The 12460-nt window shown below is 59.6% G+C and carries 20 protein-coding genes; 16 read left to right on the top strand and 4 right to left on the bottom strand.

Annotated features, from left to right (window positions below; genetic code table 11):
* Nucleotides 1–133: 133 nt before the first annotated feature.
* Genes AB7I51_RS13565 through AB7I51_RS13535 form a run of 7 tightly spaced genes read left to right on the top strand, consistent with a single transcriptional unit; the run spans nucleotide 134 to nucleotide 3120 of the window.
* Nucleotides 134–454 carry a nitrogen fixation protein NifZ gene (locus AB7I51_RS13565; RefSeq protein WP_428404724.1) on the top strand — a complete coding sequence of 107 codons (321 nt, stop codon included), beginning with the start codon at nucleotides 134–136 and terminating at the stop codon, nucleotides 452–454.
* On the top strand, nucleotides 451–690 hold the full coding sequence (locus AB7I51_RS13560) for a nitrogen fixation protein NifZ (protein ID WP_428404725.1): 240 nt from the start codon (nucleotides 451–453) through the stop codon (nucleotides 688–690). Before AB7I51_RS13565 ends, AB7I51_RS13560 begins: the two co-directional genes overlap by 4 nt.
* Before the next feature lie 15 nt (nucleotides 691–705).
* A complete protein-coding gene (locus AB7I51_RS13555; protein ID WP_428404726.1) occupies nucleotides 706–1065 on the top strand; it encodes a hypothetical protein in 360 nt (119 codons plus the stop codon).
* Between the two features lie 23 nt (nucleotides 1066–1088).
* Nucleotides 1089–1352, top strand: coding sequence for a DUF6129 family protein (locus tag AB7I51_RS13550; protein ID WP_409980201.1), 264 nt, complete (start codon nucleotides 1089–1091; stop codon nucleotides 1350–1352).
* Nucleotides 1346–2542, top strand: a complete 1197-nt coding sequence (locus tag AB7I51_RS13545; RefSeq protein WP_428404762.1) for a DegT/DnrJ/EryC1/StrS family aminotransferase — start codon at nucleotides 1346–1348, stop codon at nucleotides 2540–2542. The genes AB7I51_RS13550 and AB7I51_RS13545 overlap by 7 nt, the downstream gene beginning before the upstream one ends.
* Before the next feature lie 31 nt (nucleotides 2543–2573).
* The gene (locus tag AB7I51_RS13540) at nucleotides 2574–2885 is read left to right on the top strand and encodes a 2Fe-2S iron-sulfur cluster-binding protein (protein ID WP_428404727.1); all 312 of its coding nucleotides are present in this window, start codon (nucleotides 2574–2576) and stop codon (nucleotides 2883–2885) included.
* Between the two features lie 13 nt (nucleotides 2886–2898).
* On the top strand, nucleotides 2899–3120 hold the full coding sequence (locus AB7I51_RS13535) for a hypothetical protein (RefSeq protein ID WP_428404728.1): 222 nt from the start codon (nucleotides 2899–2901) through the stop codon (nucleotides 3118–3120).
* Between the two features lie 52 nt (nucleotides 3121–3172).
* Here AB7I51_RS13535 and AB7I51_RS13530 read toward each other — a convergent pair whose 3' ends face one another.
* Nucleotides 3173–3457 (bottom strand): aldehyde dehydrogenase, encoded by a 285-nt coding sequence (locus AB7I51_RS13530; protein ID WP_428404729.1) that lies wholly within the window; start codon nucleotides 3455–3457, stop codon nucleotides 3173–3175.
* A 214-nt stretch (nucleotides 3458–3671) separates the two neighbouring features.
* Here AB7I51_RS13530 and AB7I51_RS13525 point away from each other — a divergent pair, with 214 nt between their 5' ends.
* Nucleotides 3672–4115, top strand: coding sequence for a Rieske (2Fe-2S) protein (locus tag AB7I51_RS13525; RefSeq protein WP_428404730.1), 444 nt, complete (start codon nucleotides 3672–3674; stop codon nucleotides 4113–4115).
* A gap of 44 nt (nucleotides 4116–4159) precedes the next feature.
* A complete protein-coding gene (locus AB7I51_RS13520; RefSeq protein WP_428404731.1) occupies nucleotides 4160–4327 on the top strand; it encodes a hypothetical protein in 168 nt (55 codons plus the stop codon).
* Nucleotides 4328–4372: 45 nt separating this feature from the next.
* Here AB7I51_RS13520 and AB7I51_RS13515 read toward each other — a convergent pair whose 3' ends face one another.
* Nucleotides 4373–4633 carry a hypothetical protein gene (locus tag AB7I51_RS13515; protein ID WP_428404732.1) on the bottom strand — a complete coding sequence of 87 codons (261 nt, stop codon included), beginning with the start codon at nucleotides 4631–4633 and terminating at the stop codon, nucleotides 4373–4375.
* Nucleotides 4634–4665: 32 nt separating this feature from the next.
* Nucleotides 4666–4908 (bottom strand): hypothetical protein, encoded by a 243-nt coding sequence (locus AB7I51_RS13510; protein ID WP_428404733.1) that lies wholly within the window; start codon nucleotides 4906–4908, stop codon nucleotides 4666–4668.
* 141 nt (nucleotides 4909–5049) lie between these two features.
* Between AB7I51_RS13510 and AB7I51_RS13505 the strand changes: the two genes are divergently transcribed.
* The gene (locus AB7I51_RS13505) at nucleotides 5050–5553 is read left to right on the top strand and encodes a hypothetical protein (protein ID WP_428404734.1); all 504 of its coding nucleotides are present in this window, start codon (nucleotides 5050–5052) and stop codon (nucleotides 5551–5553) included.
* A gap of 60 nt (nucleotides 5554–5613) precedes the next feature.
* Here the strand turns inward: AB7I51_RS13505 and AB7I51_RS13500 are convergent, their stop codons facing one another.
* Complete coding sequence (locus tag AB7I51_RS13500; RefSeq protein ID WP_428404735.1) at nucleotides 5614–5937, bottom strand: hypothetical protein; 324 nt, start codon at nucleotides 5935–5937, stop codon at nucleotides 5614–5616.
* Nucleotides 5938–6112: 175 nt separating this feature from the next.
* On the opposite strand from AB7I51_RS13500, the gene AB7I51_RS13495 reads away from it, so the two are divergent.
* The 6 genes from AB7I51_RS13495 to AB7I51_RS13470 all read left to right on the top strand — a co-directional run bounded on the left by AB7I51_RS13495 (nucleotide 6113) and on the right by AB7I51_RS13470 (nucleotide 12427).
* Nucleotides 6113–6535, top strand: a complete 423-nt coding sequence (locus AB7I51_RS13495; protein ID WP_428404736.1) for a Rieske (2Fe-2S) protein — start codon at nucleotides 6113–6115, stop codon at nucleotides 6533–6535.
* Between the two features lie 63 nt (nucleotides 6536–6598).
* Nucleotides 6599–7351 carry a hypothetical protein gene (locus tag AB7I51_RS13490; RefSeq protein ID WP_428404737.1) on the top strand — a complete coding sequence of 251 codons (753 nt, stop codon included), beginning with the start codon at nucleotides 6599–6601 and terminating at the stop codon, nucleotides 7349–7351.
* Nucleotides 7352–7669: 318 nt separating this feature from the next.
* Nucleotides 7670–9139, top strand: a complete 1470-nt coding sequence (gene sufB / locus AB7I51_RS13485) for a Fe-S cluster assembly protein SufB (RefSeq protein WP_428404738.1) — start codon at nucleotides 7670–7672, stop codon at nucleotides 9137–9139.
* Between the two features lie 7 nt (nucleotides 9140–9146).
* Nucleotides 9147–9899, top strand: a complete 753-nt coding sequence (gene sufC, locus AB7I51_RS13480; protein ID WP_428404763.1) for a Fe-S cluster assembly ATPase SufC — start codon at nucleotides 9147–9149, stop codon at nucleotides 9897–9899.
* 3 nt (nucleotides 9900–9902) lie between these two features.
* Nucleotides 9903–11189: a Fe-S cluster assembly protein SufD gene (sufD, locus tag AB7I51_RS13475; RefSeq protein ID WP_428404739.1), complete on the top strand. Its 1287-nt coding sequence runs from the start codon at nucleotides 9903–9905 to the stop codon at nucleotides 11187–11189.
* Nucleotides 11189–12427, top strand: a complete 1239-nt coding sequence (locus AB7I51_RS13470; protein WP_428404740.1) for a cysteine desulfurase — start codon at nucleotides 11189–11191, stop codon at nucleotides 12425–12427. Before sufD ends, AB7I51_RS13470 begins: the two co-directional genes overlap by 1 nt.
* Nucleotides 12428–12460 lie beyond the last annotated feature (33 nt).

Here is a 12460-nt window from a genome sequence, read left to right as displayed (position 1 = left end):
CCGGCGAGATCGAACATGTCCAGCGCGGCGACGCAGAGATCCGCCAGGGCGCGCTCATCAATGCCGCGTAACGCTGAAATGTAGAGAGACTTGCGGGGCCTAAGCCCCGCAGGGTCTTAAGGAGAAGCAAGCGATGAGCAATATCGTACGCGACAGTGAAGTGTGCGAATTGACCGAACCGGCTTACTACTCTTTCGGCGACAAGGTGAAAGCGAAGCGAACGATCCGCAATGACGGCACCTACGCCGGCAAGGAGATCGGCGACATTCTCGCGAAGAAAGGCGAGATTGGCTATGTTGTGAGCATCGGCACCTTTCTCCAGCAATTTTACATCTATGGCGTGGAGTTCGCGGAGAGTGGCAACCGCGTCGGCATGAAGCGTAAGGAACTTGAGCCGGCGGTTCCGCGCGACGAGGAGGAAGAATTGCCGCTGCCTGGAGCCAAGGTGAGATGATTGACCCGAGACTTCCCAGATATCAGTGGGGTCAGCGCGTCAAAACGCTTAACGACCTCGTCAATGACGGCGGCTATCCTGACAAGGAGCCGGAAGCGTTGCTTGTTCCAAGCGGCGGACAGGGCGAAATCGTTCAGGTCGGCAGTCATACGGACACAAACACGCCGATTTATCTTGTCGAGTTTGGCGAAGGTTTGGTGGTCGGTTGCTTGGAGGAAGAGATCGAACCGGTTTAAGCTGAGATGAGCGCGATGCGTAAGCCAGTGGTGACGCAAGCGGATATCGTGAGTCCTTCGCAGCCCAACGAATTCGATCTCAGGCGAATCGAGCGGGCGCTCGCGAAGCGGCGTCGATACCGATATGTCACGCCGATTTTGTTGAAGACCGCCAACGGATACAGAATCCAGAGCCCGTGCTGCTCGCGCAATATCGATCCGGATGGCGGCGTCGTCGACATCGCGCTGCTTCTTTTTGATGATCAAAATAGAGGCTGGCGCCTTCTTCGCAAGGATCATGTGGCCGGAGTCTGGGAGTTCGATCGCGGCTTCGAGCGTCTGACGGAGTTGCTCGACTATCTGAACGAGGACGCCGAGCGGCGGTTTTGGCAGTAGCGTCGGCGGGGAAGGGATCAGGCATGGGCACGAACACTGAAGAACTGGCGCAGATTGGCGCGATCCTCGCGACCGCCGGCGCGCCGGATATTACGGCGCTGCGCAAGCAGTTCCCCCATCTTTCCTTCTCGAAATGCGATGCGTCGGACGTGATCGAAACGCCTTTTTCGAGCTATCCGGGTTGCGACCTGCACCTTTTAAACGGCAAGGATCACTGCGTTCAGATCACCAACGAGCCGGCAGAGGCGACGGGGATCATTCTTGCCTTCCGGAGGGCCGCATCGTGACCTCGACGTTGGAATTTGAGGCGGAAGAAGGCGGCGCGGGAGCTAGGGAATTCCTACCGCTTTCCGATCCCGACGTGACGCTTGACGATATCGCCGCGGTCGAAGCCGTGTTGCGATCGAGCCGTCTGTCGAGCGGCCCGCGCGTCGAGGAGTTCGAAGCCGCTTTCGCCGCCTATGTCGGACGAAAATTCGCCGTCGCGACATCCAGCGGCGCGACGGGCCTGCTGCTCGCGCTGCTCGCGCATGGCGTCGGACCGGGCGATGAGGTCATCGCGCCGGCCTATTCATTCCGTGAGGCGCTCCATGCGATCGCGCTCATTGGGGCGCGTCCCGTCTTCGTTGACATCGATTATTGGTCAGGCACGATTGCGCCGGCCAAGGTCGAAGCCGCATTGACGGACAAAACTCGAGCGATTGTCGCATGCAACACCAACGGCCATCCCGCGCCATGGGATGAGCTGCGAGAGATCGTCGCCAATCGGAGACGGATTGCGCTGCTCGAAGATTCAACGGAGGCGATCGGCTCCAAATATAAGGGCCGCATCGTCGGCTCCTTCGGCGACGCCGCGGTATTCGATTTCTCGCAACCGGGACCGCTTGTCTGTGGCCAAGGCGGCATGGTCGTCACCGACGACATTAACGTCGCTGTCGCCTTGAAAAGATTTCGCGCTCATAAAATGAATGAGCGCTCTTCAGTTGTCGTCGGCTCCAGCGCGCCCTATCAAGTCGAGATGTGTGACATCACGGCGGCTCTCGGTCTCTCGCAACTCAAGCGCATCGAGGAGATTCTCGAAAAGCGCAAGCTCATCGAGCATTATTACTTCAAGCACATCAAGTCCTTCGAGGGAATCAAGGATCCCTTTATCAGTCCGGATGTCACGGAGATTCACTGGTTCCTCTACGTCGTCCATCTCGGCACCAGATTCAGTCGGTCGTCGAGAGATTCGATCGTCGAGGATCTCGGCGTGGAAAATATCGAGGCGGCGGCTTATAGCGCGCCGCTTCATACGCAGCGGCGTTATCTGGACATAGGCTATCGTCGTGGCGATTTCTTCGTCACGGAAAAAGTCGCCGACCGTTCCGTTGCGTTGCCCTTCCATGCCCATCTCACCGAGAGCCACATCGCCTTTATCGTGGAGACGATGAAAGACGCTTCCGTCAACGTAGGCGCCGGAGCGGCGATTTATTGATCTGAACTAACAGGGAGTAAGGAAAACTACCATGGCAACTATCACGATCATGCCGTCGGGCAAGACAGTCGAGGCCGGCGAGGGTACGACTCTGCTAACGGCGATCCGGTCAGCGGATGAAAAGCTTTTGCCGGATTTCGACGCAGCCAAGAGCGACCTGAGCCCATGGCATATCTTCGTGCACGAAGGGCGCAAAGGGCTCTCCAAAACATCCCGCGAAGAGAACGAGAAGCTCGATGCGATCGTCGGCGTCGGTTCGAAGTCCCGCCTTGCGTGCTTCGCCACTGTCCTTGGCACGGAGAACATCAAGGTCGAGCTGCTTGGCTTCGGCTCTGGCTTGTAAACAGGAGAGGAAGATGACCGACATCGCGATAATCCATGTCCGTTTCGCCTCCGACGGCACCGTGGCCGAAATAAGCGAAAGACCGGCGCCTCTGTCGGCTCAGCAGTGGTTCGACCAATTGAGCTACGCGGCCCCGACGGATTATCAAGCCTTGTCCGGGGGACGTGGCATTTTCCGCCTCAGCAAATCGCAGCTCGACTCCATTCGTTCGAAGGCGCTTGAACAGGCGGCTTGATTAAGGACGGATTTGTAGAGGCCCCGCCACCGCCAAGCGGCGGGCGGGGCGCTCACTCGACGAATTTCGCCCTGAACAAGGCGAGCTGTTCGGGACGATTCAAGCCTTTTTCGACGGGCCATTTGTTTTCGTAAAAGAAAGCGTTCACGGCGCGCGTGACGTCTTTGCCTCGAATGAACCAGCGCTCGGCGCCGTCGGGAAGCACGATTGCCGGACCGTCGTCCCGGTGCACGGCGGCGGCGTCGGTCCAAATCTTCGTGCCGGAAAATAGATAGCAGCCTGCGAGCCGAGAGAGCTCATCCCGATTGGCTTCTTCTACGATGCTCATGGTGCTCATCGATGCTTCTCCCTTTCGCTCGTCGCATGCGCCATGCCATTTTTCCTTTGCGCAACGGCTGGACGCAAGGCGCCTCGGCAAGATTCCTGCATCAATATGCAGCGCAGCGGCGCCGATGACATTTGCACACTGCGCCTTTGACGAGTTGTGACGTCATCTTGAGCCAGCTTTGACACGGCTGACTGTCTGGAGGCGCAAAGGGGACTTGCGGTCAATGAGCGACGGAGTGCAGCTTTTCGTCATATGTGCGACAAGCGAAATCCAGCCTGGCGAGGCGAAGGCGTTCAGTCTGTCCCGCGTCACGGCGGATGGGGCTCGGCCCTATTCGATCTTTGTGGTGCATACAAAAAACGACCAATATCTCGGCTATTTGAACGCCTGCCCGCATGCGGGCGCTTGGCTGAATATTGGCGAAGGCAGGTTTTTCAGCGACGATCATTCGCATCTGCGCTGCGGCCGCCACAAGGCGGAATTCGATATCGAGTCGGGCGTTTGCGTCAAAGGTTCGTGCAAAGACAAAGCGCTGGAGCCTATTCCGATCGTTGTCATGGAAAATGATATTTGTCTGTGCGGCGTGGAGCTAAGCGAAGCGGAGCCGCACATTCACGACGATGATGAATTCGAAGACACAATGGAAATTATGATCCATCCCGGCTGATTGTTCCCGGCGATACCAAAAGCCAATTGTCGGAAAGGGCCGAGATGACCGTTGGAGAATTACTGAATAAGCTGACCGAACTGCCGCCCGAGGCGGTTGTGCTCATGGAGAGCGACGGCGGACTTTCCCTGGTGAGCGCCGTCGAATTTCTGCACGGGCAGGGGCCGGGGGCGCCGCCGGAAGTCATTCTCACGCCGAGCATGGATGAGTGAGCGCTGAGTAATCTTTTTCGCGAGATCTACCGAGGCGGTAGGGATTCAGCCGCCTGCGAACTCGCCCGTAAGCGGAACGCCGAAAAAGCTTTCTTCCTCGCCGCCCCAGGCCTTGTGCAGCGCCAAGGCTTGCCGCCAATATGAAACTTCCAATTCGCTCGCCGGCCGATGCGTCACCTTTCCCTCCGGCGTCTGCGCCAGCAGAAAGCTTTTGCCATTTCGTAGAAAGCGATTGAGGTCCTTATTGTCGGTCGGGCGCACGACGCAGCGCGGTCGGTCATCGATGAGAATGGTCGTGGGCAGCATGACGAAGGACTCTCCCTTCTTGTCTGATCGCTCTAGAAGCCGTCCGCCTTTCGGCCCCAGGGATGAGAGCCGGGCACAAGAGACGCCTTGATCCCCGCTTTGGCGACATCGTCCGTGGTTTTGTAAAAGGTGGCTTCGTGAGCCAAAGCGCCGCTCTTTGTCATGATCGCGACATAACGCGCGGGCCGGTCGACATCACAGTAATAGCCGCCGCCCGGATCGTCCGTCCGACGCAGATTTCCGTCCCAGTCTACGAAATAGCCTTCATCCGGCATGTTTACCTCGATGCTTCAACACGCGGGCGCCGTCGCAAATCCCTTGCCATATGTTGCAGCCTGTCGCGCCGCCGAAAGGCGTCATGCGTGAGGGTATGCAAATTGCTTTAATTCGCGCTAGTCGCGTTTGCGGCGATCGCAATGACAGGGGAGCGCGAGAACGTGTCGGAACTGGCCTGCAGAGAGGCGTCGCTCGGCGACATGAAGGGCATTTGGGATCTGCTGCGCGGCGTCGCCGACGACATTCCGGTGTCGATTGCAAGCGATGCGGATCAGGAGCGCGCGCTCTCGAATCTGATGGAATGCTGTTCAGACAATTGTTCCGCGGTTGTATACAACACGGAAAAGGAAATTGTCGGCGCGCTTTTGGCCGAGCGCGATCTCCTGGATTTGGCGCTTGCCAACAAGGAGACAATCAATGTCCGACTCACCGCCGCGGCGGCGGGACATCGCGACGCCGCTTTCACAATGTTGTTCGGCGCGTTGATCTCCCGCGGCGCTCCGATTTACATCAGCCTTCCGGCAGGCGAGGGCCAAGCGCTCGCGCAAGTGCTCGGCGATGCGGGCTTTTCGTCGCTGCCGGGTGAGGGAAAGGCCGAACTCTTCAAATGGGAGCCGCCGGTCGAAGCCAAGGCGGCGGCCTGAGTCGCTCGCAGCCGCGTAGCTTTTGAGGTCGGAAAAGCGCTCCGTCAAGTCGCGAGGCGTCTACGTAACGTCGTCGGGCGCGCCATATTTTGCGTAGCCCGCCTCGAGGATGGCGAAACATTTCTTCAAACGATCGTATTCTGCTGCATCGACCATCAAGCTGCGTGGTTCGACGGCTTCCGATTGCGGTTGGGCCTTGCCGGCGGCGAGCGCGTCGTGAAGCACTTCGCTGAGGCGAAAGATGCGTTCGCTCGCCCTTTCGAGATAAGGCAAGGGATTGGCGCGAATATTCGCCTCATGCAACGCGTCAAGCTCCAGCAGGCGCGCAAAGCGCCGTTCCGTCAGGCGACCTGCGTGCCCGAAATCGTGCTCAATAACGGTCATGGCTTGGCTCTTTCGGTCGATGAGGGCGCAGAAGCAACCAGTTTGCAAACATGCCTTATGCAGCCAAACATGCTTTTTGCAAAAAGCATGAAAGATGCCCGGCTGGCTCGGCGCTTGCAGGCACGACCATAGCGCACGCCGCGCCATCTCGCGACGCCATCCAGGAAACCGGGCCATGAGCGAACTCTATGTAATTTGCCAGAACGGGGAAATTGACGACGGTCAAGCCCGCGGTTTCTCTCTGATGCGGATCGAATCCACCGGCGAGCCGAAGCCCTGGCATATTTTGATCACGCGGAAGGGCAATCAGTTCTTCGGCTTCGAAAATTCCTGTCCGCATATGAATGAGCGTCTCGACGCCAATCCCGGCGAGTTCTTGGACGAGGAGGGCAATTTCCTGACCTGCGGACAGCATGGCGCGCAATTCGATCTCGATACCGGCGAATGTTTCATCGGTCCCTGCCAAGGCAAGAAGCTGCCGCCGATCACCGTCATCGTGGACGATGGCGATGTCTGCATCACCGGCGTCGAACTTGCCGAGGACGATGGGATGGACGATTCGGAAGGCGCGCCTGAAGTCATGATCACCTCTGACTAAACTCACGTTTCAAGAAAACACCGTCCGGCGCCGCGCGCCGCTTGATCGCAAAGAGGTGACGCGATGACCGATATGGCCGAGCTGCAAGCCCGCAAAAAGCCTCTAAATTTGGCCATCGTGCATGTCGATCCCGACGAATTTGTCGCCCATTTTGGCAGGTGGCTGGAAATTACCGCTTTCATCACTGCGCTGCGCGCCGGCGAGACCTCGGCGCCGCCAGATGGCGTGACCCCGAAGCTTCAAGACGCCCAACTCGGCGGCGACGTGGTTAAGGGCGTCGGCAACGACGCCATCTGCGCCTTCTGCATGACGGCGGCGCTAAAGGGCGACGGCGCGGCGGTCGACAAGGTCGAGACCGCGCTGACGTCCGCCTATGGCAAGGAATTTCCAGGCGCCAATGCGCTTTGGTATTTTCGCGCGACGATTGACGCCCCTGTGAGCCTCGATGATTTTGTTGGTCAGGCCGGCAAAAAAATGCTGGCGCAGGACCTTCCGCCGCCGCCATTGCGCGCGCGGGAAAACTGGAATGCCGGCCTGCGTTTTTTTGAACGCGCGCGTAAGTCAAATTTCGTTCACGAGATCATGTATCCTCTCGCCAAATGGCATCGTCAGCGTTGGAGCGAGACGGCGGAGAAGGGCGTTTCTTTCCTTGCCCATATCGAGGACAATTTGCCTGTCTTGCGCGAAGCGCTCGATGATTCGCGCAATGATGAGGCGTTCATCGCCAATTTGCTTCTAAAGGCCGCGCCCGCGATCGACACTGAGCTCGCCGACGATATGCAGGGCTATCTGCGATCGCTCGCACGACGAGTGTAAAGTGAATGACGGACGCTCTTAATGGGCGATCGCGCAAGCCAAAAAGCGATTCTTGAGCGCCTATCGTCTCCATGCGCCGCTTTGGTCGAGGAAGTTCGTAACAATTGTCGTGCACGGCGACGCATTTGTCAGAAAATTCGCCCAAATCCGCCGCCAAATTGCAAGCGCTGGATTTGCTTCCATGCCATCCTGACGCCTTATCGGCGCCGTTCTTGCAAACATTCTTATCGCTAACGATCCCAGGAGCCGGAGCCATTTCCGAATGGACGGTTTGATGGCCGAAAAGGCCTTGCGCCCGTTGTGACGAGGAGAAGTTGAATGGCGGCTCTCAAGGAGACCGTTTCGGCCGTCGAGTCGATTGACGTCGACGCATACAAATACGGTTTCTCGACTGACATCGAGTCAGAAAAGGCCCCAAAGGGTCTGAATGAGGACATTGTCCGCTTCATCTCGGCGAAAAAGAACGAGCCGGCTTGGCTGACCCAGTGGCGGCTCGACGCCTATAAGCGCTGGCTCACCATGACCGAGCCGAATTGGGCGCGCGTGCACTATCCGTCGGTCGACTATCAGGATTTGTATTATTACGCCGCGCCGAAATCGACGGCCGGGCCGAAGTCGCTCGACGAGGTCGATCCGGAATTGCTGCGCACATATGAGAAGCTCGGCATTCCGCTGCGCGAGCAGGAAATTCTCGCTGGCGTCGAAACCCGCAAAGTGGCGGTCGACGCGGTGTTCGACTCAGTGTCGGTGGCGACGACCTTCAAGGAGGAGCTGGCGCGCGCCGGCGTGATCTTCTGCCCGATTTCGGAAGCCGTGCAGACGCATCCGGAGCTGGTGCAGAAATATCTCGGCTCGGTCGTGCCGGTGACCGACAATTTCTACGCGACGCTGAACAGCGCGGTCTTCTCAGACGGCTCCTTCGTCTATATTCCAAAGGGCGTGCGCTGCCCGATGGAGCTTTCCACCTACTTCCGCATCAATGAGCAGAAGACCGGGCAGTTCGAGCGCACGCTGATCATCGCCGATGAAGGCGCTTACGTCTCCTATCTCGAAGGCTGCACGGCGCCCAAGCGCGATGAAAACCAGCTTCACGCCGCAGTCGTCGAACTTGTCGCGCTCGACGATGCGGAGATCAAATATTCGACGGTGCAGAATTGGTATCCGGGCGACAGCGAGGGCAGGGGCGGGATTTACAATTTCGTCACCAAGCGCGGCGATTGCCGCGGCCGCAATTCGCACATCTCCTGGACCCAGGTCGAGACCGGCTCGGCGATCACCTGGAAATATCCTTCTTGCATTCTGCGCGGCGACGGTTCGCAGGGCGAGTTCTATTCGATCGCGGTGTCGAACGGCTATCAACAGGTCGACAGCGGCACCAAGATGCTGCATCTCGGCAAGAACACCAAGAGCCGCATCATCTCGAAGGGGATTTCCGCGGGACGGTCGCAGAACACCTATCGCGGCCAGGTGTCGGCGCATCGCAAGGCGGAAGGCGCGCGCAACTTCACGCAATGCGACAGTCTGCTGATCGGCCAGGACTGCGGCGCGCATACTGTGCCTTATATCGAGTCGAAGAATCCAAGCGCGCAGTTCGAACATGAGGCGACGACGTCTAAGATTTCCGAGGACCAGCTGTTCTATGCGATGCAGCGCGGGCTCTCGGAAGAGGAAGCGACGGCGCTGATCGTCAACGGCTTCGTGCGCGACGTGCTGCAGCAGCTGCCGATGGAATTCGCGGTCGAGGCGCAAAAGCTGATCTCGATTTCGCTCGAAGGGAGCGTGGGGTGATATGACGATGCTCGAAATAAAGAACCTCCATGTTTCGGTCGGCGACCGCGAGATTCTCAAGGGCCTGACGCTCACCGTAAAGGCTGGCGAAGTCGCAGCGATCATGGGACCGAACGGGACCGGCAAATCGACGCTCTCCTATGTGATCTCGGGCCGCGAGGGCTATGAGATCACCGAAGGAGAAGTGCTGCTCAACGGCGAGAATATTCTTGCTCTTGAGCCGCATGAGCGTGCGGCGAAGGGCGTGTTTCTCGCCTTCCAATATCCGGTCGAAATCCCCGGCGTCGCCACGATGACTTTTCTCAAGGCCGCGATGAATGCGCAGCGGCGCGCGCGAGGCGAGGAGGAGCTCGCGACTCCCGACTTTATGAAGCGCGTCAAGGAGGCGGCGGCGAAGCTCGGCGTTTCGCAGGAAATGCTGAAGCGGCCGTTGAACTCCGGCTTCTCGGGCGGAGAGAAGAAGCGCATGGACATACTGCAGATGGCGCTGCTGCAACCCAGGCTCGGCATTCTCGACGAAACCGACTCGGGCCTCGACATTGATGCGCTTCGCGTCGTGTCCGAGGGCGTCAATTCGTTGCGCGCGCCCGATCGCGGCTTCCTTGTCATTACGCATTACCAGCGCCTGCTCGACTACATCAAACCCGACACGGTGCATGTGATGGCGCAAGGAGTCATCCAGCGCTCGGGCGGACCTGAACTGGCGCTGGAGCTGGAGAAACACGGCTATCAGGACTATCTCTCCGAAGAGGCGGCTTGAGCGATGGTGCAGCTCGCAACGGCGGCCGGCGACGCCTTCGCCCCAATGTACGAAGAAATGAAACTGCAGGGCGCGGCGGGCCTGCGGACGGCGGCGTGGGAAACTTACGCGGCCAAGGGTTTGCCGAACCGCCGTGTCGAGAGCTGGCACTATACCGACCTCAAAGCAGCGCTCGCGCGGCCGGCGCCACTCGCGATTGCGCGCGGCGGCGTCGAAGTTGCGCGCAGCCATGATTCAATCCGGCTCGTCGTGCTTGACGGCGCCTTCCGACCGGAGCTTTCCGATGTTGCCGCGCTTCCTCGCGGCGTGACGGTTCAGCCATTGCGCGAAGCCCTGGCGCAGGCGACGCCGGGCGTCATGGCGCTCCTCGCCAGCGACGATGTGCGGACGGACGACGCGCTGCTCTCGCTCAATACGGCGCTGATGCAGGACGGAGTCATCTTGCGCATCGGCGACGGCGTGACCATCGAGCGCCCAATCGAAATCGCTTGCATCCTGTCCTCGGAGGACGCGCGGTCGAGTTTCACGCGTTCCCTCGTCGTCATGGGCAAGGGCGCGCGCGCGACGATCATCGAAGCCGCCGGCGCTCTTACCGACGTCCCGGCGCAGGACAATCAAGCGCTGATCGTCCGGCTTGCGCCGAGCGCGACGCTTGACTTGTTCACTCATGCAACGGGCCAAGGCGAGACGCAGACGCGGGTGATGAGCCTCGTCGCGCATCTCGACGAAAGCGCTAAACTTTCCGCTTTCTCGCTCATTGAAGGCGCGGGACTGCTGCGACGGCAGATATTCGCCCGCATCGACGGCGAACATGCAAGCCTCGCCTTGCAGGGCGCGACGCTGGCGCGGGGTCGGGATCACGTCGATGTGACGCTCGTCGTCGATCACGCCAAGCCCAATGGCCAAAGTCGCGAGCGCTTCCGCAACATTCTCGATGGGAATAGCGCCGGCGTCTTTCAAGGCAAGATCATTGTGCGTCCCGGCGCGCAGAAGACCGACGGCGTCATGCAGTCGAAAGCCGTGCTGCTTTCAGACAGCGCGACGATGAACAACAAGCCCGAACTCGAAATCTTCGCCGACGATGTGCAATGCGGTCATGGCGCGACCTGCGGCCGCCTCGACAAGGATCAGCTCTTCTATCTCATGGCGCGCGGCCTTCCGCGCGGCGAAGCGGAGGCCTTGCTGATCGAGGGCTTCGCCAATGAGGCCTTCGAAGGTCTCGGAAATGAGCCGCTGCGCGGCTTTATCTCTGCGCGTATCTCGCAATGGATGTCGGGGAGGGCCGCGTGATGAACGCGCCTGTTCGTTTGCCGTACGATATCGCCAAAATCCGAGCCGACTTCCCGATCCTTGGCGAAATGCCTTATGGCAAACCCTTGGCGTATCTTGATAACGCCGCCTCCGCGCAAAAGCCGCGCGCGGTGATTGATCGTCTGACCCATTTCTACGAACATGAATACGCCAATGTGCATCGCGGCCTGCATTATCTCGCCAATGCGGCGACGGAGGCCTATGAAGGCGCGCGCGACGCGGTGCGTCGGTATCTCAATGCCGAGAGCGGAGACGAAATCATCTTCACGCGCGGCGCCAGCGAAGCGCTGAATCTGGTCGCTGCATCCTTCGGGCTTGCTCAAATTGGCGAAGGCGACGAAATCATTCTCTCGCTGATGGAGCATCACTCCAATATCGTGCCCTGGCATTTTCTGCGCGAACGCAAGGGCGCGTCGATCAAATGGATCGAGCCGGACGAGAATGGCGTGATCGATCTCGAAGCATTCGAGAAACTGTTCTCGCCGCGAACCAAAATCGTCGCGCTGACGCATATGTCGAATGTGCTCGGCGCGCCGACGCCGATCGCCGAGATCGCGCGCATCGCCCATGCGCATGGCGTGCCGCTCTGCGTCGACGGCTCGCAAGGCGCGGTTCATCTCGATGTCGACGTGCAGGCGCTCGATTGCGATTTTTACATCGTCACAGGCCACAAACTCTACGGCCCGACAGGGATCGGCGCGCTTTACGGAAAGCGGAAATGGCTCGAGACCCTGCCGCCCTACGCGGGCGGCGGCGAGATGATCGAGACCGTGACGCGCGATACCGTCACCTACAACGCGCCGCCGCAGCGCTTCGAGGCCGGCACGCCGCCGATCGCGCAGGCCGTCGGGCTCGGCGCGGCGCTGGATTATATTGACAGCGTCGGTCGCAACGCGATCCGCGCCTATGAGGCCGAACTCACCGCCTACGCCATGGAGCGCCTCGCGGCGATTGATGGTCTGCGCATTTTCGGAAAGGCGCCGGAGAAAGGCCCGATCCTTTCCTTTGATATGAAGTCCGCGCATGCCCATGACATTGCCACGGTCATCGACCGGAGCGGCGTCGCGGTGCGCGCCGGAACCCATTGCGCGATGCCGCTCCTCACCCATATGGGCGTCACCTCGACCTGCCGCGCCTCTTTCGCAATGTATAATACGCGTGAAGAGATCGACCGCCTCGCGGAGGCGCTCATTAAGGCGCAAAAGCTGTTCGTTTGACGAGAGACGCGCATTCGCGCGTCGTTTTGTCAG

Source organism: Methylocystis sp. (assembly GCF_050246715.1).
Taxonomy (GTDB): domain Bacteria; phylum Pseudomonadota; class Alphaproteobacteria; order Rhizobiales; family Beijerinckiaceae; genus Methylocystis.
Note: the sequence above shows the minus strand (reverse complement) of the source record. Positions and strands in the feature narration are given on the sequence as shown.

Bases quoted from the DNA above. Each gene is read 5' to 3' on its own strand.
- AB7I51_RS13565 (WP_428404724.1), top strand. From the start codon at position 134: ATGAGCAATATCGTACGCGACAGTGAAGTGTGCGAATTGACCGAACCG.
- AB7I51_RS13560 (WP_428404725.1), top strand. From the start codon at position 451: ATGATTGACCCGAGACTTCCCAGATATCAGTGGGGTCAGCGCGTCAAA.
- AB7I51_RS13555 (WP_428404726.1), top strand. From the start codon at position 706: ATGCGTAAGCCAGTGGTGACGCAAGCGGATATCGTGAGTCCTTCGCAG.
- AB7I51_RS13550 (WP_409980201.1), top strand. From the start codon at position 1,089: ATGGGCACGAACACTGAAGAACTGGCGCAGATTGGCGCGATCCTCGCG.
- AB7I51_RS13540 (WP_428404727.1), top strand. From the start codon at position 2,574: ATGGCAACTATCACGATCATGCCGTCGGGCAAGACAGTCGAGGCCGGC.
- AB7I51_RS13535 (WP_428404728.1), top strand. From the start codon at position 2,899: ATGACCGACATCGCGATAATCCATGTCCGTTTCGCCTCCGACGGCACC.
- AB7I51_RS13530 (WP_428404729.1), bottom strand. From the start codon at position 3,457: ATGAGCACCATGAGCATCGTAGAAGAAGCCAATCGGGATGAGCTCTCT.
- AB7I51_RS13525 (WP_428404730.1), top strand. From the start codon at position 3,672: ATGAGCGACGGAGTGCAGCTTTTCGTCATATGTGCGACAAGCGAAATC.
- AB7I51_RS13520 (WP_428404731.1), top strand. From the start codon at position 4,160: ATGACCGTTGGAGAATTACTGAATAAGCTGACCGAACTGCCGCCCGAG.
- AB7I51_RS13515 (WP_428404732.1), bottom strand. From the start codon at position 4,633: ATGCTGCCCACGACCATTCTCATCGATGACCGACCGCGCTGCGTCGTG.
- AB7I51_RS13510 (WP_428404733.1), bottom strand. From the start codon at position 4,908: ATGCCGGATGAAGGCTATTTCGTAGACTGGGACGGAAATCTGCGTCGG.
- AB7I51_RS13505 (WP_428404734.1), top strand. From the start codon at position 5,050: ATGACAGGGGAGCGCGAGAACGTGTCGGAACTGGCCTGCAGAGAGGCG.
- AB7I51_RS13500 (WP_428404735.1), bottom strand. From the start codon at position 5,937: ATGACCGTTATTGAGCACGATTTCGGGCACGCAGGTCGCCTGACGGAA.
- AB7I51_RS13495 (WP_428404736.1), top strand. From the start codon at position 6,113: ATGAGCGAACTCTATGTAATTTGCCAGAACGGGGAAATTGACGACGGT.
- AB7I51_RS13490 (WP_428404737.1), top strand. From the start codon at position 6,599: ATGACCGATATGGCCGAGCTGCAAGCCCGCAAAAAGCCTCTAAATTTG.
- sufB (WP_428404738.1), top strand. From the start codon at position 7,670: ATGGCGGCTCTCAAGGAGACCGTTTCGGCCGTCGAGTCGATTGACGTC.
- sufC (WP_428404763.1), top strand. From the start codon at position 9,147: ATGCTCGAAATAAAGAACCTCCATGTTTCGGTCGGCGACCGCGAGATT.
- sufD (WP_428404739.1), top strand. From the start codon at position 9,903: ATGGTGCAGCTCGCAACGGCGGCCGGCGACGCCTTCGCCCCAATGTAC.
- AB7I51_RS13470 (WP_428404740.1), top strand. From the start codon at position 11,189: ATGAACGCGCCTGTTCGTTTGCCGTACGATATCGCCAAAATCCGAGCC.